Raw genomic sequence first — 21835 nt, forward strand, 5'->3', positions numbered from 1 at the left:
GCCGCATTCGGGGGCTTCGCGGCCTGGACGTCAGGGCGCCTCCCTCCCAGGCGAGGGGTTCGCGATGCTGGAAGCACTCAGCACGGAGCGGTTACAGGAAATCTACTGCGGGCGCCGCTACGTCGTGCTGCGAGGATGGAAGCAGGACGGCGAGCCCCTGGTGCTCAAGAAGGTCCGCTCCGGTCCCCTGCAGTCCAGCAGCAGCGCGATGCTGCACCATGAATACTCCATGCTGCGCTCCCTCCATGGAGCGGTGACCGGCGTGGCCCGGCCCGTCGCACTGGAAGAGGACGCGGCGAAGCTGCCAGCGCTCGTCCTGGAGGACGCCGGTCCCCAGAATCTCCAGGAGTGGCTGCACCGGCGGCCGGTGGCCATGGATGCCTTCCTGGAGCTCGCCGTCCAGTTGGCGGGCATCATCGCGAGCCTCCACCACCAGCACGTCATCCACCGCGACATCAACCCCACCAACATGGTGGTGAGCGCGAACGCTGGCAGCCATCACCTCACCATCGTCGATTTCGATCTCTCCACGAAGGTCGCGGGGCTCGCTCCTCCGGGCGATGTGCCAGGGGAGCTCCAGTGGGCCCTGCCCTACGTCGCACCCGAGCAGACCGGGCGGATGAATCGCCCCATCGACCACCGCGCCGATCTCTACTCGCTGGGCGCCACCTTCTACGAGCTGCTCACCGGCCTGCCTCCCTTCGTCTCCACGGACCCCGTCGAGCTGGTGCATGCCCATCTCGCCCGGCCGCCCGTTCCACCCGCCTTCGCCAACCCCGCGGTTCCGAAGCTGCTCTCGGACGTCGTGCTGAAGCTGCTCGCGAAGATGCCCGAGGAGCGCTACCAGAGCGCCGACGCCCTCCTCGCGGATCTCCTCGAGGCCCAGCGGCGGCGGGCCTCGGGCTCCCTGGGCTCGTTCGAGCTGGGCAGGCTCGATCTGGCCCGGCAGCTCTCCCTCCCCGAGCGGCTCTACGGCCGCGAGCACGAGCAGGTGGCACTGGGTGAGGCGCTGGAGCGGGTGCGCCACGGCGCGAGCGAGGGAGTGCTGCTGGTGGGCACCGCCGGCATCGGCAAGTCGACGCTCGTTCACGACCTGAGCCGGAAGGCCGCGCCCGGAGAGAGATTCCTCCGGGGCAAGTTCAACCAGCTACGGGGCAATGTGCCCTATTCGGCCTTCGTGGAAGCCTTCCACGGGCTGCTCCGCGAGCTGAGGGAAGAGCCCCAGGAGGTCCGGGACGTCTGGCGGGCCCGGTTGCTGTCGGTCCTGGGCACCAACGCCCGTGTCATCATCGACGTCGTGCCGGAGTTGGAGACGCTCCTGGGCGAGCAACCCGCGGCCACCCGGCTCGAGCCCGTGGAGGCGGCGACCCGGCTCCACCTCGTCTTCCAATCCTTCATCCAGGCCCTCACCGCCGAAGAGCACGCGCTCGTGCTCTTCCTGGATGACCTGCACTGGGCGGACCCCGGCTCGCTCCAGCTCATCAAGAGCCTGGCCACGGATCCGGAGTCGCGCTACCTCCTGTTCGTGGGGGCCTACCGGGCAGAGGAGGTCGACCCGAGCCACCCCCTCGTCTCCATCTTCGAGGCCATCCGCGCCTCCCAGGCGATGCGCCTTCACTCCCTCTGGCTCTCTCCCCTGGGCCTGCCAGACCTCACAGAGTTGTGTGGCGACACGTTCCGCCAACCCCTCGAGCGCGCCCGTCCGCTCGCGGAGCTCGTGTTGCGCAAGACGGCGGGCAACCCGCTCTTCGTCAGCCGGCTACTGCGCTTCCTCCACCAGTCCGGCCTCCTCACCTTCGACCTCGAGCAGAGCACCTGGAGGTGGGACCTCGCCCGCATCGAGCAGGTGGAGGTGACGGAGAACGTGGTGGAGTTGATGATCGCCTCCATCCGCCGGCTGCCCGAGCGTGCCCAGCACGTCCTCAAGGTCGCCGCCTGTCTGGGAGACCGCGTGGAGTTGTGGTTGCTCTCGGCGCTGGTGGGCGAGTCCTCCGTCGATGCGGCGCCGGCGCTGTGGTGCATCCTGCACGAAGGGCTCCTCCTCCCGGAGAAGGAGGGCTCCCGGCATCCCCGCGGCGGCGAGCCCGGGACGGCCCCGGAGCCCCTGCTCCAGGACGCGACGTACCGCTTCGCACATGACCGGGTCCGGCAGGCCGCGTACTCGCTGCTCTCCGACGAGCAGCGCACGCGGATCCACCACGAGGCGGGACGGCGGCTCTTGCGAGCCTCTTCTGGAAGCCTGCTCGACGAGCGGCTCTTCTCCATCGTGGATCACCTTCACCTCGGCTTGGGCCTGGTGACCGGGCTGGAAGAGCAGATCGAGCTGGCCGGGCTCAACTGTCAGGCGGGTCTCAAGGCCAAGGCTTCCTCCGCCTTCGGTGCGGCCCTGGTGTACCTGATGCGCGGCATCGCGTTACTCCCCCGGGAGCAATGGCCCCAGCGCCACGAGCAGGTCTTCCTCCTGCACAGGGAGGCGGCGGAGTGTGCCTATCTCGCGGGCGAACCGGTGCTGGCCGAGGAGCTGGTGCGGACTGCCATGGAGCACGCCACCTCCCTCCTGGCGAAGGTGGACCTCTACGTCCTGCAGATCCTCTCTTCCCTCCTGCGCGCGGATCATCGGGAGGCGCTCCAGTGGGGACACGAAGGGCTGCGGCTGGTCGGACTGGAGCTGCCCGAGCGAGACATTCCCCAGGCGCTCGCGGCCGAGCTCGCCGAGGTGGAGGTGAACATGAGGGGCCGCTCCGTGGAGGAGCTCCTGGAGGCGCCGAAAATGGAGGACCCCGGGGGGCTCGCCTGCGTGCGGCTCTTGTCGGAGCTCGTGACCGTCGCCCTCCTGGTGGACCCGTCCCTCTTCGCCCTGATCAACACCCGTGCGCTCAATCTCTCGCTGAAGCTTGGCAACAGCCCCTGGACGCCCGTGGTGTACGCGTGTCACGGCATGGTGCTGTCCATGCAGGGCGCGCACTCGCCCGCGTATGCATTCGGTTGCATGGCGGTGGCGCTGGCTCAGCGGCAGGGAGATCCGCGCCAGGAGTGCCGGGCGCTCATCTCGCTCGTGCTCCACACCAACCATTGGCGGGCGCCCCTGCGCACGAGCATGCAGCTGCTGCGCCGTGCCGTGACCACGGGGCTGGCCAGCGGAGACATGCAGTTCGCCGCCTACGCGCTCACCACCGGAATCTCCGCCGAGTTCGCGCTGGGCACCGAGCTCACCCGTGTGTTGACCTCCATCGACACCTGTCTGTCCTTCCTCAAGAAGAGTGCCGTGCAGGTGGCGAGCGATTCGGTCGTCTTCTGCCGTCAGGCCATCCGGGCCCTCCAGGGACTCACCCACAAGCCCGCGCGTTTCGACGACGACGACTTCGACGAGGAGGAGGCGCTCGCCTCGGCCCGGGCGATTCCCGCGTCGTTCTTCACCTACTACCAGCTGCGCCTCCAGGTCGCGTATGTGCTGGGTGACTTCGACGAGGCGTTGAAAGCCTCCCAGGCCGTGGTCCCGTACCGCGGCTACTTCCAGGGCTTCATCGGCTCGGTCGACTACAACGTCTACAGCTCGTTGGCGTTGGCGGCCCACGGTGGCGCCACGCCCCCGGAGCGGACCGAGACCCTGGCCCGGATCGCCGCCAACCAGAAGCAGCTCGGCGCCTGGGCGGAGGAGACCCCGGAGAACTTCCGCCACAAGTACCAGCTCGTCGGTGCCGAGGTCTCCCGCCTGGAGGGGCGGCACCTGGAGGCCATGGAGCTCTATGACGCCGCCATGGATGGCGCCCACGCCGAGGGTTTCCTCCAGGATGAGGCGCTCGCGAATGAGCTGGCCGGGCGCTTCTACCATTCGCTGGGCCGCAAGCGCATCGCCGCGCTTCACCTGCGAACCGCACTGGAGCTCCATGCCCGCTGGGGCGCGCCCGCGAAGGTGTCGATGCTGGAGGAGGAGTTCCCCGACCTGAAGCCCGTGGGGGGCAGGGCCTGGAGCGCTTCCGCCGCCGCGCATGGGAGTGGTGTGTCTCCGGGGGCCTCCCTCGACCTGCTCAGTCTGCTCAAGGCGTCCGAGACGCTCGTGGGCGAGGTGGTGTTGGACCGCCTGCTCGAGAAACTGATGGCCGTGTGCTTCGAGGCCGCGGGCGCCACGCGCGGCGCGCTCGTGCTGGACGAGGCGGGCTCCCTCATGGTGCGCGCCGTGGGCGCCATCCCTGAGCCCGTCACCCTGGAGCGCGTCACCCTGTCCTCCTCGGCCCAGGTTCCAGTCTCGGTGGTGGAGCACGCCTATCGTACAGGCGACACCCTCGTCCTGGCCGATGCCGCCCACCAGGGCCGCTTCGTCAACGACCCCTATGTCGCTCAGCGCACCGTGAAGTCCGCCCTGGCCGTGCCCATCCAGCGCCACACCAAGACGGTGGGGGTGCTCTACCTGGAGAACGACCTGGCCACCCGCGCCTTCACTCCCGAGCGCGTCGGCGTGCTGCGCACCCTCTCCACGGAGATCGCCATCTCCCTGGAGAACAGCCAGCTCTTCGAGCAACTGAAGGTGGAGGTCCAGGAGCGCAGGCGGGCCGAGACGGCCGTGCGCTTCCTGGCCGAGGCGGGTCTGACCCTGGCCGAGTCGCTGGACCTGGAGCCGATGCTGTCCAAGGCGGCGCGTCTGGTGGTGCCCTTCCTCGCCGATTGGTGCACCTTCACCGTCATCGACAAGGGAGAGCGGCTGCGCCAGGCGGCCATGGCCCACGCGGACCCCAAGAAGGAAGTCCTCCTGCGCGCGCTGTTCGACCGGTATCAGACGGACTGGAACTCTCCGGCGTCCATCGGCCGCGTCCTGCGCACGGGCCTGCCCGCCCTCCGCCCGGTGCTCTCCGACGCCATGTTCGCGGAGCACGGCTTTGGTCCGGATTATGTCGAGAGGATGAGGAACATCGGGGCGAAGTCGGCGCTGCACGTGCCCCTCATCTCCCGGGGAAAGACATTTGGAGTCCTCAGCCTCGTCTCCGGCTCATCCGGCCGCCGCTATGGCGAAGCGGACCTGCATCTGGCACAGGAGCTGGCGCGCCGGGTCGCCATCAGCATCGACAACGCACGGCTGTACAGCGACTCGCAGGATGCCATCCGCCTGCGGGACGAGTTCCTCAGCGTCGCCTCGCACGAGCTCAACACCCCCCTCACCTCGCTGAGGCTCGTCGTCCAGGGCCTCCTGCGGAACATCCCCCCGGGCCTGCCCGAGAGCTCCGTGCGTGCCATGCGCACCATCAACCAACAATCGCTCAGGCTGGCCAGGCTCATCGAGGAGCTGCTCGATGTGTCCCGCATCCAGGCGGGGGAGTTGGATCTGGAACTGGAGCAGGTGGACCTCGCGGACGTCATCCAGAGCGTGGCCGAGCGGCTTCGCGAGCCGTTGGCGCGGGCGGCCAGCACCCTGGTGTTGCACGTCCAGAGGCCAATCGTCGGGCGCTGGGACGCCGCGCGGCTGGCTCAGGTGCTGGTCAACCTGCTCTCCAATGCCATCAAGTTCGGGGCGGGCAAACCCATCGAGCTCGCGGCGGGTGTGAAGGACGGCACCGCGTGGTTCTCCATCCGCGATCAGGGCATTGGCATCGCACCCGACCGCCTGTCCCATATCTTCGAACGCTTCGAGCGGGCCGTGTCCGTCCGCTCCTATGGGGGCCTCGGGCTGGGGCTCCACCTCGTCCGGGAGATCGTCACAGCGCTCGGCGGCACCGTCCACGTGGAGAGCTCCGTGGGGACCGGCACCGCCGTCCGGGTGGAGTTGCCGTGCACCGGTCCTGTTGTGAAGGCGCGGTAGCCCGGAGCACACCCTCCGAACCAGACACAGACGCATGACGCGGACACGTGGCTGCAACTGGATGATGTCAGCCTGACCCGGAACTGAAGGGGCGCGAAGGTTGGCGGATTCAGGATGCGGGCTTCCGTCCACGATGTATTGTCGTTGGCGCCATGTCACCCCACATCCTGTTCCTGCCCGGTGCCGGAGGCGCCGCGTCCTTCTGGTATCCGCTCGGCGCGTTGCTGCCGTCGAGCTGGCGCAAGACCTATCTGAGCTGGCCGGGGCTAGGTCTCGAGCCGCATGACCCGGCCATCCAGAGCCTGGAGGATGCGGTCGCCCATGCCGCCAGCAAGCTGGAGCGCCCGAGCGTGGTCGTGGCGCAGTCCATGGGGGGCGTCGTCGCCGTGCGGCTGGCGCTCGCCCATCCGGAGCGCATCAGCCATCTGGTTTTGACGGCCACCTCTGGCGGTGTGGATATGGCGGGCTTCGGCGCCAGTGATTGGCGCATTCCCTATCGCGCGGAGTATCCGAACGCGGCGGACTGGATTCTCACGGAGCGGACGGACCTCTCGGCGGAGCTCCACCGTATCGCCATCCCGACGTTGCTCCTCTGGGGGGATGCCGATCCGATCAGCCCGGTGGGGGTCGGCCGCCGGCTCGAGCAACTGCTGCCCAGGGCCCGGTTGCGGGTGCTGGCGGGCGGAGACCATGCGTTCTCCCGCGACCGCGCCGCGGAGATCGCCCCGTGGGTCGCGGAGCATCTTCGCGAATAGAGGCCTGACGGTCCTTGGAGGGCATCATGCTCTGGCGCTTCACGCCGTCTCACATCTGGCCAGACAGACTTCCGGCCTGGGTGAGGGGGGACCGGCACATGGCAGCTCCACCGTCATGGTGGTCCTCACACCGGGCTCGCTCTGGGCCCGCACCGAGCCCCCCAACGCGGAGACGATCTCTCGCACGATGTGGAGACCCAGTCCGAGGCCTCCATAGTGCTCCACCGACACCGCGCGTTCGAAGCGCTCGAAGACATGAGGGAGGCGGTCGGGCGCGATTCCGATGCCCTGATCCACCACCCTCAGGCGCGCGGTGTCCTCCGTGCGCTCGATGAAGATGTCGATGGGTTTGCCCGCTCCGAACTTGAGGGCGTTGGACAGCAGGTGGGTGACCACCTGCTCCAGCCGGGTGCGGTCCCAGCGGCCCACCACGCCAGGCTGGAGATGGAGGGTGAGCGGGCAGTGGGCGCGGGAGAGCGCTTCGTGCATGCGCTCGAGGACATCCTGGACCACGGTGGCGAGCTCCACCTGCTCGAGCTGGAGGTAGAGGCGGCCGGCCTGGATCCGGGTGACGTCGAGCAGCTCTTCGATCAACCGGGCGAGCCTGCGAGTCTGGGCCTCGGCGCCGCGGATGCTCCGGGCCAACGTCTCGGGCATTCCAGAGCCGCTCCGACGGAGCAGTCCCTGCACGGAGAGCCGGAGCGAGGTGATGGGCGTGTAGAGCTCGTGAGCGGCAACGGAGAGGAAGTCGTCACGCAGTTGGATGGCATCCTGGGACTCGCTGTACAGCCGTGCGTTGTCGATGGAGACAGCGGCCCGGCGCGCCAGCTCCTGCGCGAGGGTCAGCTCCGCTTCTCCGTAATGGCGTCCCGCGGCCGCCGAGGCGAAGATGATGGCCCCCAGTGTCTTGGAGCGAGCCACGAGCGGAATCACCATGCACGTGCGAAGGGTGGCCGCGCGAAGGAGCTCCAGGAAGGTGGCGTCCCGGCCAGGGTTGACTTCCTCCAGGCGGGACTCGTCGATGTCCGGAAGGAGGAAAGGCTTTCCCGTCCGTAGCACATGGGTGAGCGGGTCCTGCGTGTCCCAGCTCGGGGGATATTTCTCCATGAGCTCGCGCAGGAACACCTCCTTCGTGGGCTCGACATGGGCGAGCGTCACCGGACGGATCCTCCCGTCCTTCTCGAGGACGGTGACCACGCACCAGTCGGCCAGGAAGGGCACCACCGAGCGGGCCACCTTGGCCAGGGTGGTCTCGAAGTCCAGCGACTCGGCCAATGCCAGACTCCATTCGGCCAGGTAGCGGACGCTCTTCTCCGCGCGCTTGCGTTCCTCCACTTCAATCCGTGACTGCTCGAAGAGGAGGCTGTTCTCCAGGGAGATGGCAATCTGGGAGGAGAGCAGGCGCAGGAGGCGGACGCGCTCGGGGGTGAAGGCGCGGGTGGCGAGGTTGTTCTCCAGATAGAGGACGCCCACGGTCCGGGTGGAGCGTTGGATGGGAATGGCCAGGGCGGACTTCACGGAGTGGAGGGCCACATAGCGGTCGGAGGAGAACTCGCCGTGATGGGCGGCATCCGCCAGGACGACGGGGTCTCCCGTCCGGAAGGCGTGTTCGAGCAGGGTGATGGGGGCATGGCTCGACGTGTCCAGGGGCGTGTTCAACAGCGAGACGGGCTCGGACACGGAGCCCACGGCACGTACCCTCCGGGTGCCCTTGTCGTCGAGCACGAGGACCCCGCGCCGGGCTCCGGCCGCCTCGAGACACACCGCCATGAGCTTCTCGAGCAGACGGTCCAGCACGACCTCGCTCACGAGCGTCTCCGAGGCCTTGAAGATGCTGAGGAGATCCAGCGTGGAGCCACCCGATTCGGTGCTCTCCGCGGTGAGGGCCGGGGCCGTCCAGGCCACCGGTTCAACCGATACCAGGTCGGGGAACTCCTCCTCGAGGGCGGAGACCTTGGCCGAGGCTCCCCACCGTGCATACCCCTCGAGCGCGGCGCGCAGGGAGACGTGGGCGAGGCGCTTGCCGCCGATGGAGCGGTAGTAGCGGCCGGCCAGTTCGTTGGCGAGGGCCTCGTCCTGGAGGAACTGCCCGCGATGGGCTTCTTCGATGGCGCTGTCGTAGAGCCGCAGGGCCTCCAGGTGGCGGCATTCGAGGCGGGCGAGCTCGGCGCTGATGAGTTGATGCTTGTGAAGGATGTTCACCGGGCGGTTGTTGGCCCAGAAGGCGAACTGGCGCTCGTGGGCCGCGAGCTCCTCCAGGAGTTGGGCCTTCTGTGTGGGCTGGCTTCTGCTGCAGCGGGCCGCGAGGGTCAGCGCGGTGTAGAACCGGCAATCCACGAGGAGGAAGTTTCCCTGGACAGGGATGCGCTGGATGAGCTGCTCCACTTCACGTGACATCTCCCAGGCTTCTTCGAGGTCGCCCAGGAGATAGGACACCTGCATGCGCAGCATCCTGTAGACGCAGAGAGTCCAGGTCTCGGCCGCGAATGTGTTTGAGTGGAGAAACGTCTCTTCATCGAACTCGTCGTCGTCGAAGCGGGTCCGTCCATGGGTCCGTTTCTGCAGGCATCGGATGGACTGGCGGTAACCGAGCACCGCATTGAACAAGCTCGGGTAGTTGATCCGTTGGGCGAAGGCGAAGCTCTCCTCGAGCTCGGAGAGCAGCTGGGAGAACCCGGCGCCCGCGGAGTACAGGGTGTACACCACCATGGCGGGCGAGTAGCAGGCCAGGTAGAGATCTCCGCTCGCGAGCGCATCGGCGAAGACCTGGCGGTAGAGCGGTATGGCCGTCCGGAGCGGCGCGCGCCAATGGTCTATGTTCGCCGCGAACGCGATGAGCGTCTTGCTCCGCTGCCGGCGATCGGGATAGCGCTGGCACAGCTCCACACCCAGGCGGCCAAAGGCATGGCCGGACTCGTAGTCACCCAGGATGGTTCCGAGCACCAACCCGTACAAGACATAGGAGGCCGGGGTGTAGAGGGTGTTGCCATGTTTCAAGGAGAGGTTGACGGCGCGGGCATTGATGAAGCCGAACAGGGACGAGTCGACGTAGTAGGCCACCGTGCCGAGCTCCGAGAGGAGCCTCGCGCACAGGAACTGCTCCGGGTCCCTTGCCTGGGGCGCTTCGAGGAGCTCCGCGAGCGGACGGCCCCGCAGGTTGTCCTTCACCGCGGCGAGCTCGGCCGAGAGGGCCCGGGCGGCGTCTTGTATCTCCGGTAGCTCCACACCGAACAACCGCAATCCCTCGCGTCCCCACTGGAACGCCTCGTTCATGCCGAGTCTGGCCAATGCCGCGAGCATCCGGAGGGTGTAGAGGTCCGCCTTCTCGAGACGCGTCACGGCGTGGCTCAGCGCGGGGGTGAGGAGCTCCTCGGCGAGCTGCTGTGCGCCCGCGAGCTGGGCACACTCCGCCGCCTCCCGGTGGAGCCGGAGGGCCAGCTCATGGTTCGAGAGCCACGCTCCCCGTGGGAGGAAGCCGATGCCTCTCGTCAGATATTCCAGCGCGGACTGGAAGGCTGATGAGGCCTTGGCCTTGCTCCCCGCCCGGAAGTTGAGCCGGGCCAGCTCGAGCCGCTCCGCCTCCTCCGTCACCAGCTCCGCACCGCGGTCCAGGTGCTCCACGGCCTCGAAGAGCCGCTCGTCGAGCTCGCGCCCGGAGCTGCCCCGCAGCCGGCGCCCCGCGTCGAGGTGGATGCGTTTCCTCTGCTCCTCGGACAGGAGCGAGTACGCGGACTGTTGGACGCGGTCGTGTGCGAAGCGCGAGAACCGGGCGCTGTTGGGCTCGGGAACGAGGAGCCCCTCCTGGAGGGCGCTCCAGAGCGTCCCGGCCGCGTCCGCCACGGACATGCCCTCTACCGACGCGAGCAGCTGGAGGTCCACCCGGTTTCCCAGACAGGCCGCGACCTCGAGGGCCCGTTGGGTGCGCTCGGGAAGCTGACGGATGGCCGCGATCATCAGCTCGACGACGTTCTCGGTGACATCCGTCTGCTCGATGCGGGCGAGGTTCCACTGCCAGGTCCCGAGGTCGGCGTCGAAGCGCAACAGGCCGGACTGCTGGAGGTATCTGAGGAACCGGATGACGAAGAGGGGATTGCCCGCGGTCTTGCGCAGCACGCACTCGGCCAGGGGCCTCACGAACCCGGACGTACTGTGCAGGATGTCGCGGCAGAGCGCCGTGAGGGCTTCGAGGTCCATCGGGGACAGGTCGATGGAGCGAACCGTGGCTCCCATTGCCTGGAGGGCCGTGAGCATGCGGGCAACCAGGTGCTCTGGCCCGACCTCATCGGCCCGGTAGGCGCCCACGAGCAGGATGTGCCGGGCATTCGGGTCCGAGGCGAGACCCTGGAAGAGCTTGAGCGAGGCGGGGTCGGCCCACTGGAGATCATCCAGGAACAGCACGAGCGGGTGCTCGGGTGTAGCCAGAGCCCGGACGAATGCCCGGAAGGTCAGATGGAGCAGGTTCTCCGCATCCGCCGGGAGGAGCTCCTCCACGGGAGGCTGCGGCCCGATGAGCTGCTCCAGCTCCGGGACGATGCCCAGGAGGATGTGGCCCTGGGTTCCCAGTGCGCTCATCAGGAGGCTTCGCCACCTGTCCTGGACCGTGGCCGGTTCATTCAACAATCGGTGGACCAGACCCTGGAAGGCATCCTCCCAGGGGGCATAGGGCACGTTGCGCTGGAGCTGATCGAACTTGCCCGAGAGGAACCAGCCCTTGCGTCCGAGGCGTGAGCGCAGCACGTGGACGAGCGCCGACTTGCCGATGCCCGCGGGGCCGGTGACGAGCACGGTCTCATGCGTGCCCGTCCGGACCCGCTCCAACGCGGCCTCGAGCGCCGCCCGCTCGTGCTCTCGTCCATGGAGCTGCTCGGGGATGGAGAGCTGCCGGACCAGGTCGAGCCGGCCCAGCTCGAAGGGCTCGAGCTCCCCCGAGCTCTGCTGCCGCCTCCATGCTTCTTGAAGATCGGCCAGGAGGGACTCCGCGCTCTGGTAGCGCTCCTCGGGCATCTTGGCGAGCAGCTTGAGCACGAGGTCCGAGAGGAGCCTGGGGACCTTGGGATTGGCGAGGGCCGGGGGGAGGCAAGGGCTCGCGAGATGGGCATGTACGAGCTCGACGGGGTCGGTCGAGGTGAAGGGCGGCTGGCCGGTGAGCAGCTCGTAGAAGGTGGCGCCCAGGGAGTAGAGATCCGCGCGGTGATCGACGGGGCGGTCCATGCGCCCGGTCTGCTCGGGAGCGATGTAGGGCAGCGTCAGCTCGAGCTCCCCTTGAATGCTCGCGATGGGGGCGTCACCGGTGGCCTTCGTGGCGAGGTCGAAGTCGATGACGGTGAGGCGCGGTGGCCCGGTCGCGATGACGAGGTTGGAAGGATTGAGGTCGCGGTGGATGACGTGGCGCCGGTGGAGTCCTCCGAGGATTTCCGCGAGTTGGAGTGCCAGCCGCAGGAAGGTGTCAATCCCGGGAGGATTGCGTCTCAGCCACTCCCGGAGATCTTGAGGCCCGGCGTCCTCGAGGACGAGCGCTGGGTCCCCGGCTACCTCTTCCAACGCGAGTGGCCTCACCACTCCAGGCACGCCCCAGTCCTTCAGCTCCCGGAGCAGCTCGAACTCGTGGTGGAGCATCGCGAGGCTGCTGGCCGCGAGGGGGCCCTGCCGGGGCTTCTTGAGCACCCGGGAGACCCCTTCTTCCGTCAGCACTCGAGTCACCACGAACCGGCGCCCGCGGTGGAGTTCCCGCACTGCCCGATAGGTGGAGGATGAATTTCTCCCGTCGGGTGGCTGCTGCGCCATGCACTCCCTCCCGGGTGGGAAAGCCTTCTGAACATCTAGCCGGGAGTGCCTTCTGGGGAAGTGATGTGGGCTGTTCCCCATCCGCGGCGAAGAACGCTTGGGCGCGGCGTTGGAGCACGGGGAAGGGGCCCGGCGCTCGCAATGGCTGCCGTGGTAGAAGGCCTGGCATGTTCCTGGCTCTGCCACCTGCTCCCGCGCTCGCCTCCTTGGCGCTGGGCTACTGGTTCGTTCAGGACCTGGAGGGCGCCCACGCGGGTCGCCCCATCCGGACGAGTCCGCACCCCGCGGCCGTGCTGACCCTCCACATCGGGCGTCCGAACGTCAGCGAATCGGGAGCCGCGGTACCCAAGGCGTCGCTGCTGGGCCTGCAGAGCGGTGTGCGGAGCTGGTTCTCCGGCCCCGATTCCTACCTCGTCATGGTCATGCTGACGCCCCCGGGCCTCGCGCATCTCTTTCCAGCGACCGGCCCGGAGTCCGCCGATCGTCTGCTGGACCTGAGCGCCCTGGTGGGCGGACGCGCGGTGGATGCCCTGATGCGCGACCTGGCGGGCGCCTGGGCACCCCGGCGTATTGCGGCTCGGCTGGAGCGCTGGCTGCTGGGACGCCTCGAGGCCACGAAGCCTCCGGCGGAGCTCGCTCGCTTCTCGGCCGCCTGCGACACGCTCCGGCAGGGGGCACGAATCGACGATGCCGCCCGGGTCGCCGAGGTCTCGCCCCGGCAGCTCGAGCGCTGGTTCCAGACGCACCTGGGTGTGGGGCCCAAGCGTCTTCTGGGTCTGCAGCGGGTGCAGGCCAGCCTCCACGCCGTGCAGACGGGCCGGAGCGATCCACTCGAGGGTTTCAGCGACCAGGCACACCAGGTCCGCACATGGCGGCGCCACCTGGGAGTGACGCCCGGTCAATACGCCCGGTCCTCCGCCTCGGAGCTGGCGGCCTACTTCACCCGGGACCCGAACGCCGGGCCCGAGGGTTTCACCCATTACCTCTGAGCCCCGCGCCGGGCGATGTCGCGTTCGTTCAATACGACGGCCCGGGCCGCACCTAGGTTCACCCTCCTCACTGTGAAGGAGGGCCCATGCCGGCCGATATCTCTCCCAACCTCCATACGGAGTACCTCGACTACGCCGAGGCGGATGCCGTCTTCGAAGCCTACGTCGCCTACCCGAAGGAATCGGGCCACCCCCGTCCATGCGTCCTGGTCGCTCACGAGTGGAGCGGATTGAACGGCGCCACGCGCGCCACGGCGGAGAAGCTGGCGGGGCTCGGCTACGTGGGCTTCGCTCTCGATGTCTATGGCAAGGGCGTGCGTGGCTCCGAGACGGGTGACAACTCGAGGCTGATGGGTCCGCTCATGGCGGACCGGGCCCTGTTGCGCCGACGGCTGTTGGCGGGGCTCGCCGCGGCCCGACGGCATCCCGCAGTCGACACCGGGCGGATGGCGGCGATCGGTCACTGCTTCGGTGGGCTCTGTGTCCTCGACCTGGCGCGAGCCGCGCCGCCGGACCTTCGCGGCGTGGTGAGCTTCCACGGTGTGCTCCAGCCGCCGGGCCTCGGGGCACAGGCGCCCATCACCTCCAGGGTGTTGATCCTCCACGGCTGGGAGGACCCGGTGGCGCCCCCGGCGGATGTGGTGGCGGTGGCTCGCGAGCTGACCGGAGCGGGAGCGGCCTGGGAGCTCCACGCCTACGGTCACGCCCAGCACGCCTTCACCTTCAAGGGCGCGAACATGCCCGAGCGCGGCATCGTCCACCACCCTGAAGCCGACCGGCGCTCCTGGGCCGCGATGCGGACCTTCCTGACGGAGGTCTTCTCCTAGCTCCCGAGGACTGACTCGCTCTCCTGGAGGGCATCAGGGCCTTGATGCCACGAGCGATGGGGGAGGGTGAGCTTTTCGGCCCGCAGTCCTAGCGGGCCTCTTCCTGCACGGTTCCGCGCGGAATTTCCGTGACCCACCCCGTGTCCGGAAGCGCCAATTTCGACCGCGCCCCCCCATGGGCTTCGGCGCATGTCGGTCGCACAGGAGCCGCATGACCGCGGCCAGCAAGCCTGGTCGGCACGCCACCATGCAGACATCCTCACGTCCCCGCACTCCCCTGGCGCGGTCCACGCTCATCAAGATGGGCGTACGCATCGCCGTCGTCATCGCGCTGAGCACCCTCTTCAGCTACCTCCACATGCTTCACATCCTGCGCACCGAGGCCCTCGCGCAGTTGGATCAGCATGTGGCGGAGCGCGGCCAGCGAGAGCAGGCCATCTTCCTGTTGGCCGAGGACAACCACGCCATCCTCAAGAAGGCCCTGGAAGAGAAGATCCGCGCCTACCAGCACGAGGACGTGAGTGCTCGCTTCGACAGCCTGTTCGCGCTGATGCCCGATGGCGCGGTCCGCAACCGTCCCGAGCACTTCGACGGAACGCGGATGCCCTGTGTCTTCGTCCCCAAGGGCGTGCCCGTCGACATGGACATGCGCCGCCGGCTCCTGGCCGCGTACGAGGTGCTGCTCCAGTACGGGCCCGCGTTTCATTCGCGCTTCATGGACTCCTTCATCACGCTGCCCGAGGGGTCTCTCGCGATGTACTGGCCGGAGCGCGCCAACTGGATATTCGAGAGCGAGCCCACCACCTCGATCATCACCCAGGACTTCTTTCCCGGCAGCCTGCCCGAGAACAACCCGCAGCGGCTGACGACCTGGTCCCCCATCTACAAGGAGCCGGTCTCGCAGTGGGCGATGTCCACGGTCACCACCCCGCTGGACATGGATGGTCGCCATGTCGCGTCAATCAGCCATGATGTCCCGATCGAGGAGTTGATGGCCCGCACCATCAACGACCACCTGCCGGACTCCTACAACGTCGTCTTCCGGGAGGACGGCAAGCTCATCGTCCATCCGGCCTTGAAGGGGGAGGACGCCGCCAGCCAGGCCACAGTGGAGCAACAGGCCCATCTGCGGAGCATCATCGAGCGGGTGCGGACGCGCCCCTCCGGCGAGGCCATGCTGGAACTGCCCGAGTACGGGGAGTACCTCGCCGTGGCACGGCTGAAGGGCCCGGGTTGGTACTTCGTCACCGTCTTGCCTGAGAGCGCGGTGTCCCGCCCCGCCTTCCAGGCGGCGCGCATCGTCCTGCTGCTCGGCATGGTGTCGCTGTTCCTCGAGCTGGCCATCGTGTCCTGGGTGCTCAGACAGCAGATCACCCATCCGCTGGTCGCCTTCACCCAGGCCACCGATCGCGTGGCGGCCGGAGACTTCAAGGTCGAACTGGACACCACACGCGAGGACGAGCTGGGGCAACTGGCTCGCGCCTTCCGGCTCATGGCCGATCAGATCCAGCGCCGTGAGGAGGACCTGCGCCAAGCCAACGAGGGACTGGAGCATCGCGTCGAGGAGCGCACCCGGGAGCTCAAGGAGGTCCACCAACAATTGGTACAGACGGCGCGCCGCGCGGGCATGGCGGAGATCGCCACCAATGTGTTGCACAACGTTGGCAATGTATTGAATAGCGTCTACACCTCGTCCCAGGTCGCCAGACAGCGGTTGAACGAGATGCGGCTCGAGCATGTGAGCCGGGTCGCCAACATGCTCGATGAGCGTCAGCCCGACCTGTCATCCTTCCTCACCCATGACGAGCGTGGACGTCACCTCATGCCCTTCCTCAACAAGCTGGGACAGAGCCTGCAGGACGACCGCCAGGATATTGTCACCCTGCTGGATGACGTGGGCCGGTACACCGAGCACATCGGAGACATCGTCAAGGTGCAGCAGAACTACGCCCGGACTCCGCGATTGCATGAGCCGGTCCTCCTGTCGGGGCTGGTGGAGGATGCCCTGCGCATCAACGCGGCCGGGCTCGTCCGTCACCAGGTGAAGGTGGAGCGGCAGCTGGCCGACCTTCCGCCGCTGCTCACCGACAAGCACAAGACCCTGATGATCCTGGTCAACCTGGTCAGCAACGCCAAGTACGCCATGGACTCCGTACCCGTGAGCGAGCGGCGTCTCATCGTCAGGTTGGAGCGCACTTCCGACAACCTCGTGCGGATCCTGATTCAGGACAACGGTATGGGCATTGCTCCGGAAATGCTCACGCGCATCTTCCAGTATGGCTTTACCACCCGGGAGGAGGGACACGGGTTCGGACTGCACTCCAGCGCCCTGGCGGCCCAGGAATTGGGAGGCTCCCTCACCGTCCACAGCGATGGGCCGGGGCTCGGGGCCACCTTCACGCTGGAGATGCCGTATCTTCCTGCCTAGCGCTGGGAACAGCCTCGACGCGGCGTGCCACACCGTGAAATGCTGACCGGCGTCCCCATGGGTAGAGGAGCTACATGACAGTCGTGAATCTACAGGCGTTCGCGGCGGGCCTGCCTGACGCGTGGCGCTCCCGCGTGCTCGGTCAGGTCGGGCCAGCGCGGATCAAGGTCCTCCGGATGGACTCGCTGGCCTACGAGGAGGAGCTCCACGACTACAACGAGGCGTTGTTGGTCCTGGAGGGCGAGATGGCACTGACCGTGCGTGGCGAGCCAGTCCACGTGCGCGCCGGTGAGCTCTATCTGGTCGAGGCCGGTACGCCGCATGCCGTGGCGCGGGGAAGTCACGGCACGTTGGTGATCGTGGACGTCTGAGTGTTACTACGTGTCGGGGATCAGCGAGACTGCGGACTGCCGGCCCGGCGCCGGTTCCCCGGCTGGAAACACCAACAGGCGTGAGTGCACTCCGAATCCTGCTCCGGGGGCCGTGCCTTCTTATACGGTGTGCCTCACTACCGCGACGTGCGCGACGGGCTATCACTTCGGGTCGACCACCCACGTCGATGCCTGCTACTACTCAGGCCTGAGTGCCACGATTTGCGTGGCCAATTCCTGAGTCCCACTCCACTGGCGGGTGAGCCATCACCAGCCGCCGTAGGGAACGGTGATGGCCTCCATGTAGTGACCCGACGGATCCTGGAAGTAGACCCCGCGGCCCCCGTCGTGGGTGTTGATCTCACCGCGGCGCAGGCCGCGCGGGTCGGCCCAGTGTTCGATCCCGCGCTCGCGGATCTTGGCGATCAGCGCGTCGAACACGTCCTCCGACACGAGGAACGCGTAGTGCTGGCTGGGGAAGTCGGTGCCGGGTTCGGCGTAGTCGAGCGTCACGCCGTTATCCAGCTTGACGGCGAGGAAGTGCCCGGCGGGTTTCGGCTCGGGGAGCCCGAGGAGCTCGGCGAGGAATTGCGCGGAGCGCACCTTGTCCTTCGCGGGGACAATCGTATGGTTGAACCGGACGGTCATGGATGGGTCCTTGTGGTACCGCATCGCTGTGCCACCGGACGGCTCGTCGGCGTCACTCGATGCTGGCCCTGAGTTCAGCACGCCCAAGGGACCGTCGGCAATCTGGTAAGGGGGTGAGGCTTCAACCGCCACATTCCATGCCAATGAGCTCCCGCTCGCTGCACCTGCTGCCACTGCGTGCCCCTGGAGCCCGGACGCAGCTTGAGGGCTTGGAGTTGCTGCTGGACAGCCCTTCGCGCGAAGGGAATATTCGCCCGATATGGCAGCGGCTTCGATTCCTTGGAGGCTCACGGTCTTGAGCCTTGGCCTCCTCCTTGTTTCTTGTGATGTTCCCTCCGAAACCCAGCTCGCGACGGTGAAGCCATGACGTCCTTCTCCGTTTTTTCAGATCCACAAGAGGTGATCGGGAGGCTTTGGAGCGAGGATCCGCCTCCTGAGCAGAAACGGATTCTGGCGCTGGCGCGAGATGCTATCTTCTTCGTCTGGTTTACCGGCCAACGGTATCACTTCGAAGACTTCCGCAAGGCTTTCGAGTCTGGCGCTCCCTCTCCCGCGCGCGTAATTGGCACTGTCGAACCAGCTCAAGATGGCCTCGCGAACCTCAAGGAACGCATGGACAGAACGGCGGGGTTCTTCACGAAGCTTCGCGACGAGGCCGGGTCCACCGAGGAGAAAGCGCTGATCCAGGTGATTCTCGATACGCTTCACTTCATCTCTTCAACCGGTCAGCACGGCACCTTCGGTGAGTATCTCGAGGCCGTCGAGACGAATGCACCCCCTCATGTCGTTGCCTCTTTCGATACGAGGGGGGACGCTGAATCTTGGCTCAGAAACCATCCCAGTCCCCCCCGAGTTTGCCCACGTGTTGATCGAGAATCGCTTTCACAATGTGTTCTATGACCGTGAAAGGAACTTCCGTCGCCTGCTGCCCGAACGCAGTCTCGAGTACTACCTGGCTGATCTCAAAAAAGAGGCGCCTCCCGTCGCGACCGCGTCTTTCGCTAGCCTCGAGGAAGCAGAAGCATGGTTGAAGGCGCAGCCCTCGCCCGCCAGATGGGCGTGGGTGTCGATTGCCGGTGAGTTCTACCTCGCCGTGTATCATCCCAACATCAACCACCGGGCCCTCTACCCGCTTTCCATGTCCAACGGGTACGAAGAGGAAGACGACGAACCACAGGAGGGCCAGTGAGGCCGCAGGCTACTTCTGGCCGCTCAGGGCGATGACGAGCGGGTTCTCCCGGTATTTCCGCCAGAAGGCCCCGCCGTATTTCGGAGAACCTCGGGCCTCGTGCCAACATCGGCCGTTGTGCAGGAGGAGGTCGGCCTGTGTTAAGGCCTCTCGTATGAAGCTCCTGCCAGTCCTCGTTGGGATGATGCTCGTTCTCGCTGGGTGCCGACGCGAACCGCCCGCGCAGCTCGTCGCGCAGTTCGCGCGGGAGTACGGCTGTCCGGCGGCTCAGGTCACGGGGGATAAGGTCGGTGGGGTCTGGAGCATGGCGGGGTGTGGGAGCTTCGCCGAGTATCGCTGCGACGCGAGTGGCACCTGCCTCCAGAAGATTGGCTTCTTCGTGCCCCCATCCCCTCGTCGCGACGCGGGGACGGAGGCCCACGCGCCGTAAAGGTGGCTGGGCTGGAGATGATGCGAGAATGCCCTGCGCTGCTCACGGTTCGAGCGACTGGGCCGGCGATTGGGGCTGCATGGATACCGTGTAGCACTTGCCCTGGTGCTCGTAGAGATCCTCCGGGCACGGTGCCTTCAGCTCGTGAGGCACCCAGCAGCCGCCATTGATTTCCATCTCGACCCGGGGTCTGCAGGGAGGGCGCTTCTGCCCTTTGTAGGGCTTGCTCGGCAAAGGATGAGCGAGGGCAAGAAGTCCCCCATCAACGGGGCCCAGGAGCGAAAGCTCCGTCAGTGGAACCTGGGTGTCCGTTGGCACCTCTTGGCTCACGGGCGCGGGCTCGGCGTTCGCCATGGGGTCAGGGCTGTCTGGTGGTTGCGAGGCGGGGAACAGGTGGGCCAGGACGAAGAGCAGGGCGCACGCCGCAGCGGCTCCAGCCAGTGCCAGAGCCAGACGCCTCCGGCCGCGAGGCTCATGGGTGGTGGGCACGTGCTCGGCCATGCGCCTCACTCCGTCGCGCAGGTCCTCGAACGCGAACACCAGCTCCTCCGCGGAGCGTTTGCCGGGGGCAAAGGTCCAGGGGGAGCGCTCCACCTGTACGGCGAGATAGTTGGGATCGCCCGAGGAGATGCAGCGCATCTCCCAGTCGCTCCTGGGCACCGAGTCGTCTTTGGCGGGTTTGAGCACCAGGGCCGCCGCGCCGCTCGTTTCGTGCGTGGCCCGGTAGAGCTCCCCCTGGCCTGGCGGGTCTTGCTGCACCTGCTCGTGGAGCTGGTACGGCCCCAACTGCTCCGATTCCTCCCATCCCGATTCGGACTTCTTCTCCGTTGTCACGTGTGCTCCTCGCTTGCTTCCCCGCCTACTCGGGGACTGCTGCCCTTGTTTGCACCGGGCCGCGCCCCCGCTCCAGGAGTTGCATGGTGGCGCTCGGGCGTCCTACCCAGGTGGCGCCCGTGTACCCCGGCGTGATAGCCCCTCTCCCGTGAGCAACTCCTTCAAGTCCCTCGGCCTCTCTCCTGAATCTCTCGGCGCGGTGCGGCGCGCCCGCTTCGTCTCGCCCACGCCCATCCAGGCCCAGGCCATTCCCCCGGCGCTCGCCGGGCGGGATGTCATCGGTTGTGCCGTCACCGGCACCGGCAAGACCGCGGCCTATCTGTTGCCCCTCGTCGAGCGCCTCGCCGGTGCGCAGGGCCCGGCCGGGCTGGTGCTCGCCCCCACGCGCGAGCTGGTGCAGCAGATCGCCCAGGAGGCCGCCTTCTTCGGTGGCGCGCGTGATGTCTCCCAGGCCGTGGTCATCGGTGGCACGGACATGGCCGCGCAGGTGGAGGTGCTCCGCCAGCGTCCCTCCCTGATTCTCGCCACCCCGGGCCGGCTGGCCGACCTGTTGAAGGCGGGCGCGGTGAGCCTCTCGGGGGTGCGCATGCTCGTGCTCGACGAGGCGGACCGGATGCTCGAGATGGGCTTCATGCCCGAGCTGGAGCAGATCCTCGCCGCGCTCCCCAACGGGCGTCAGACGCTCCTCTTCTCCGCCACGCTCGGCCACAACGTGACGCGCTTCGCCCAGGAGGTACTGCGCCGGCCCGTCCGGGTGGAGGTCACCCCGAGTGGGACTCCCGCCGCTCGCGCCGTGCAGCGGGCGTACGAGGTCGAGCCGGCGGAGAAGTACCCGCTGCTGCTCAGCCTGCTCGCCAGGGACCAGCTCAGCGCGATCGTCTTCACCCGCACCCGCGAGCGCGCCGACAAGGTGCTGGAGGTGCTCAAGCGCGCGGGCCACAAGAGCGCCGCCATCCATTCCGACCGCACGCAGGGTCAGCGCCGCCAGGCGCTCGAGGGCTTCCGCAAGGGGCAGTACCGCTGCCTGGTGGCCACCGACATCGCGTCGCGCGGGCTGGACGTGGAGGACATCGGCCACGTCATCAACTTCGACCTGCCCCACTCGCCGGAGGACTACGTCCACCGGATCGGCCGTACGGCTCGGGCCGGCGCGAGTGGGCGTGCCTCGAGCTTCATCACCGAGCGGGACGAGGAGACCGTGCGCGCCATCGAGCGCATCATCCGCATGTCCCTGCCTCGCGCCGAGGTGCCGCGGGAGGACCCCGTCTTCGTCGAGGAGTTGGAGGCGTCCCAGCCCGAGCAGGATGAGCTGGACCTGCTGGAGCCCGAGGTCCGCACGCGGCCTCGTGCGCCGGAGACGACCCGCGCACGCCCCGCCCGTGTGAGTGGTGGGCGCGAGACTCATGAGCGCCGTGGCGGGGAGAGCAGCCGCCGTGAGGCACCGGGCCGGGGCCGGGGTTCCGCTCGCGGGGCGGCGCGCCCGGATGCCAGGGAGGGCGGGCGCGAGCGCGGCACGGCTCCTCGCCGGAAGAGAGAGGGGCTCCCCCGTTCGGAGCGAGCGCCCCGGCAGGAGGGCTCCCGTCGAGGGTCCGGCCAGGAGCGGAGTGGCCCCCGTGGCACGAAGCGCCCGGGTGGTAGGGGCGGAGAGCGCAGGGGCGGTCCTTCACGCGGGCCGGGCCCGTCTCCACGCGGCCGTGGTGGCGGAGGACGGCGGGGCCGGTAGGCGAGGGCGTCGGCTTCTGTAGCAAGGAGCCGACTCCAGAGCGGCCAGCAACTGCGTGCAAGCCTC

The 21835-nt window shown here is 67.7% G+C and carries 13 protein-coding genes; 10 read left to right on the forward strand and 3 right to left on the reverse strand.

Translation table 11 applies throughout. The annotated features are described in order from the left end of the window. Positions 1 to 64 precede the first annotated feature (64 nt). Both DAT35_RS30995 and DAT35_RS31000 read left to right on the forward strand, forming a co-directional pair. Positions 65 to 5791, forward strand: coding sequence for an ATP-binding sensor histidine kinase (locus tag DAT35_RS30995; protein WP_108071741.1), 5727 nt, complete (start codon positions 65 to 67; stop codon positions 5789 to 5791). 152 nt (positions 5792 to 5943) lie between these two features. Then, the gene (locus DAT35_RS31000) at positions 5944 to 6546 is read left to right on the forward strand and encodes an alpha/beta fold hydrolase (RefSeq protein ID WP_108071743.1); all 603 of its coding nucleotides are present in this window, start codon (positions 5944 to 5946) and stop codon (positions 6544 to 6546) included. 39 nt (positions 6547 to 6585) lie between these two features. Here DAT35_RS31000 and DAT35_RS31005 read toward each other — a convergent pair whose 3' ends face one another. Further along, the gene (locus DAT35_RS31005; RefSeq protein ID WP_158501964.1) at positions 6586 to 12237 is read right to left on the reverse strand and encodes an AAA family ATPase; all 5652 of its coding nucleotides are present in this window, start codon (positions 12235 to 12237) and stop codon (positions 6586 to 6588) included. Positions 12238 to 12497: 260 nt separating this feature from the next. Between DAT35_RS31005 and DAT35_RS31010 the strand changes: the two genes are divergently transcribed. The 4 genes from DAT35_RS31010 (at position 12498) to DAT35_RS31025 (ending at position 16945) form a co-directional block, all read left to right on the forward strand. Then, complete coding sequence (locus DAT35_RS31010; RefSeq protein ID WP_108071747.1) at positions 12498 to 13319, forward strand: AraC family transcriptional regulator; 822 nt, start codon at positions 12498 to 12500, stop codon at positions 13317 to 13319. Between the two features lie 86 nt (positions 13320 to 13405). Beyond that, positions 13406 to 14146 (forward strand): dienelactone hydrolase family protein, encoded by a 741-nt coding sequence (locus DAT35_RS31015; protein WP_108071749.1) that lies wholly within the window; start codon positions 13406 to 13408, stop codon positions 14144 to 14146. Positions 14147 to 14447: 301 nt separating this feature from the next. Further along, positions 14448 to 16574 (forward strand): ATP-binding protein, encoded by a 2127-nt coding sequence (locus DAT35_RS31020; protein ID WP_108072148.1) that lies wholly within the window; start codon positions 14448 to 14450, stop codon positions 16572 to 16574. A gap of 74 nt (positions 16575 to 16648) precedes the next feature. Further along, entirely contained in the window at positions 16649 to 16945 is a 297-nt protein-coding gene (locus tag DAT35_RS31025) for a cupin domain-containing protein (protein WP_108071751.1), read from the forward strand. A gap of 267 nt (positions 16946 to 17212) precedes the next feature. Here the strand turns inward: DAT35_RS31025 and DAT35_RS31030 are convergent, their stop codons facing one another. Continuing rightward, positions 17213 to 17593 (reverse strand): VOC family protein, encoded by a 381-nt coding sequence (locus DAT35_RS31030; RefSeq protein WP_108072150.1) that lies wholly within the window; start codon positions 17591 to 17593, stop codon positions 17213 to 17215. Positions 17594 to 17956: 363 nt separating this feature from the next. Between DAT35_RS31030 and DAT35_RS31035 the strand changes: the two genes are divergently transcribed. From DAT35_RS31035 to DAT35_RS31040, 3 genes are all read left to right on the forward strand, one after another. Further along, positions 17957 to 18493 (forward strand): hypothetical protein, encoded by a 537-nt coding sequence (locus DAT35_RS31035; RefSeq protein WP_233261826.1) that lies wholly within the window; start codon positions 17957 to 17959, stop codon positions 18491 to 18493. Beyond that, positions 18456 to 18782 (forward strand): hypothetical protein, encoded by a 327-nt coding sequence (locus DAT35_RS61090; RefSeq protein WP_233261827.1) that lies wholly within the window; start codon positions 18456 to 18458, stop codon positions 18780 to 18782. The genes DAT35_RS31035 and DAT35_RS61090 overlap by 38 nt, the downstream gene beginning before the upstream one ends. Positions 18783 to 18936: 154 nt before the next feature. Beyond that, on the forward strand, positions 18937 to 19212 hold the full coding sequence (locus DAT35_RS31040; RefSeq protein WP_108071753.1) for a hypothetical protein: 276 nt from the start codon (positions 18937 to 18939) through the stop codon (positions 19210 to 19212). Positions 19213 to 19254: 42 nt separating this feature from the next. Here DAT35_RS31040 and DAT35_RS31045 read toward each other — a convergent pair whose 3' ends face one another. Next, the gene (locus tag DAT35_RS31045) at positions 19255 to 20046 is read right to left on the reverse strand and encodes a hypothetical protein (protein ID WP_108071755.1); all 792 of its coding nucleotides are present in this window, start codon (positions 20044 to 20046) and stop codon (positions 19255 to 19257) included. Positions 20047 to 20194: 148 nt separating this feature from the next. Here DAT35_RS31045 and DAT35_RS31050 point away from each other — a divergent pair, with 148 nt between their 5' ends. Continuing rightward, positions 20195 to 21769, forward strand: a complete 1575-nt coding sequence (locus DAT35_RS31050; RefSeq protein ID WP_108071757.1) for a DEAD/DEAH box helicase — start codon at positions 20195 to 20197, stop codon at positions 21767 to 21769. The last annotated feature ends 66 nt before the right edge of the window (positions 21770 to 21835 follow it).

Origin of the sequence: Vitiosangium sp. GDMCC 1.1324, assembly GCF_003044305.1 — a bacterium.
GTDB lineage: Bacteria > Myxococcota > Myxococcia > Myxococcales > Myxococcaceae > Archangium.

Bases quoted from the DNA above. Each gene is read 5' to 3' on its own strand.
- DAT35_RS31035 (WP_233261826.1), top strand. From the start codon at position 17,957: ATGACGTCCTTCTCCGTTTTTTCAGATCCACAAGAGGTGATCGGGAGG.
- DAT35_RS31015 (WP_108071749.1), top strand. From the start codon at position 13,406: ATGCCGGCCGATATCTCTCCCAACCTCCATACGGAGTACCTCGACTAC.
- DAT35_RS31010 (WP_108071747.1), top strand. From the start codon at position 12,498: ATGTTCCTGGCTCTGCCACCTGCTCCCGCGCTCGCCTCCTTGGCGCTG.
- DAT35_RS31025 (WP_108071751.1), top strand. From the start codon at position 16,649: ATGACAGTCGTGAATCTACAGGCGTTCGCGGCGGGCCTGCCTGACGCG.
- DAT35_RS31040 (WP_108071753.1), top strand. From the start codon at position 18,937: ATGAAGCTCCTGCCAGTCCTCGTTGGGATGATGCTCGTTCTCGCTGGG.
- DAT35_RS30995 (WP_108071741.1), top strand. From the start codon at position 65: ATGCTGGAAGCACTCAGCACGGAGCGGTTACAGGAAATCTACTGCGGG.
- DAT35_RS31000 (WP_108071743.1), top strand. From the start codon at position 5,944: ATGTCACCCCACATCCTGTTCCTGCCCGGTGCCGGAGGCGCCGCGTCC.
- DAT35_RS31030 (WP_108072150.1), bottom strand. From the start codon at position 17,593: ATGACCGTCCGGTTCAACCATACGATTGTCCCCGCGAAGGACAAGGTG.
- DAT35_RS31020 (WP_108072148.1), top strand. From the start codon at position 14,448: ATGGGCGTACGCATCGCCGTCGTCATCGCGCTGAGCACCCTCTTCAGC.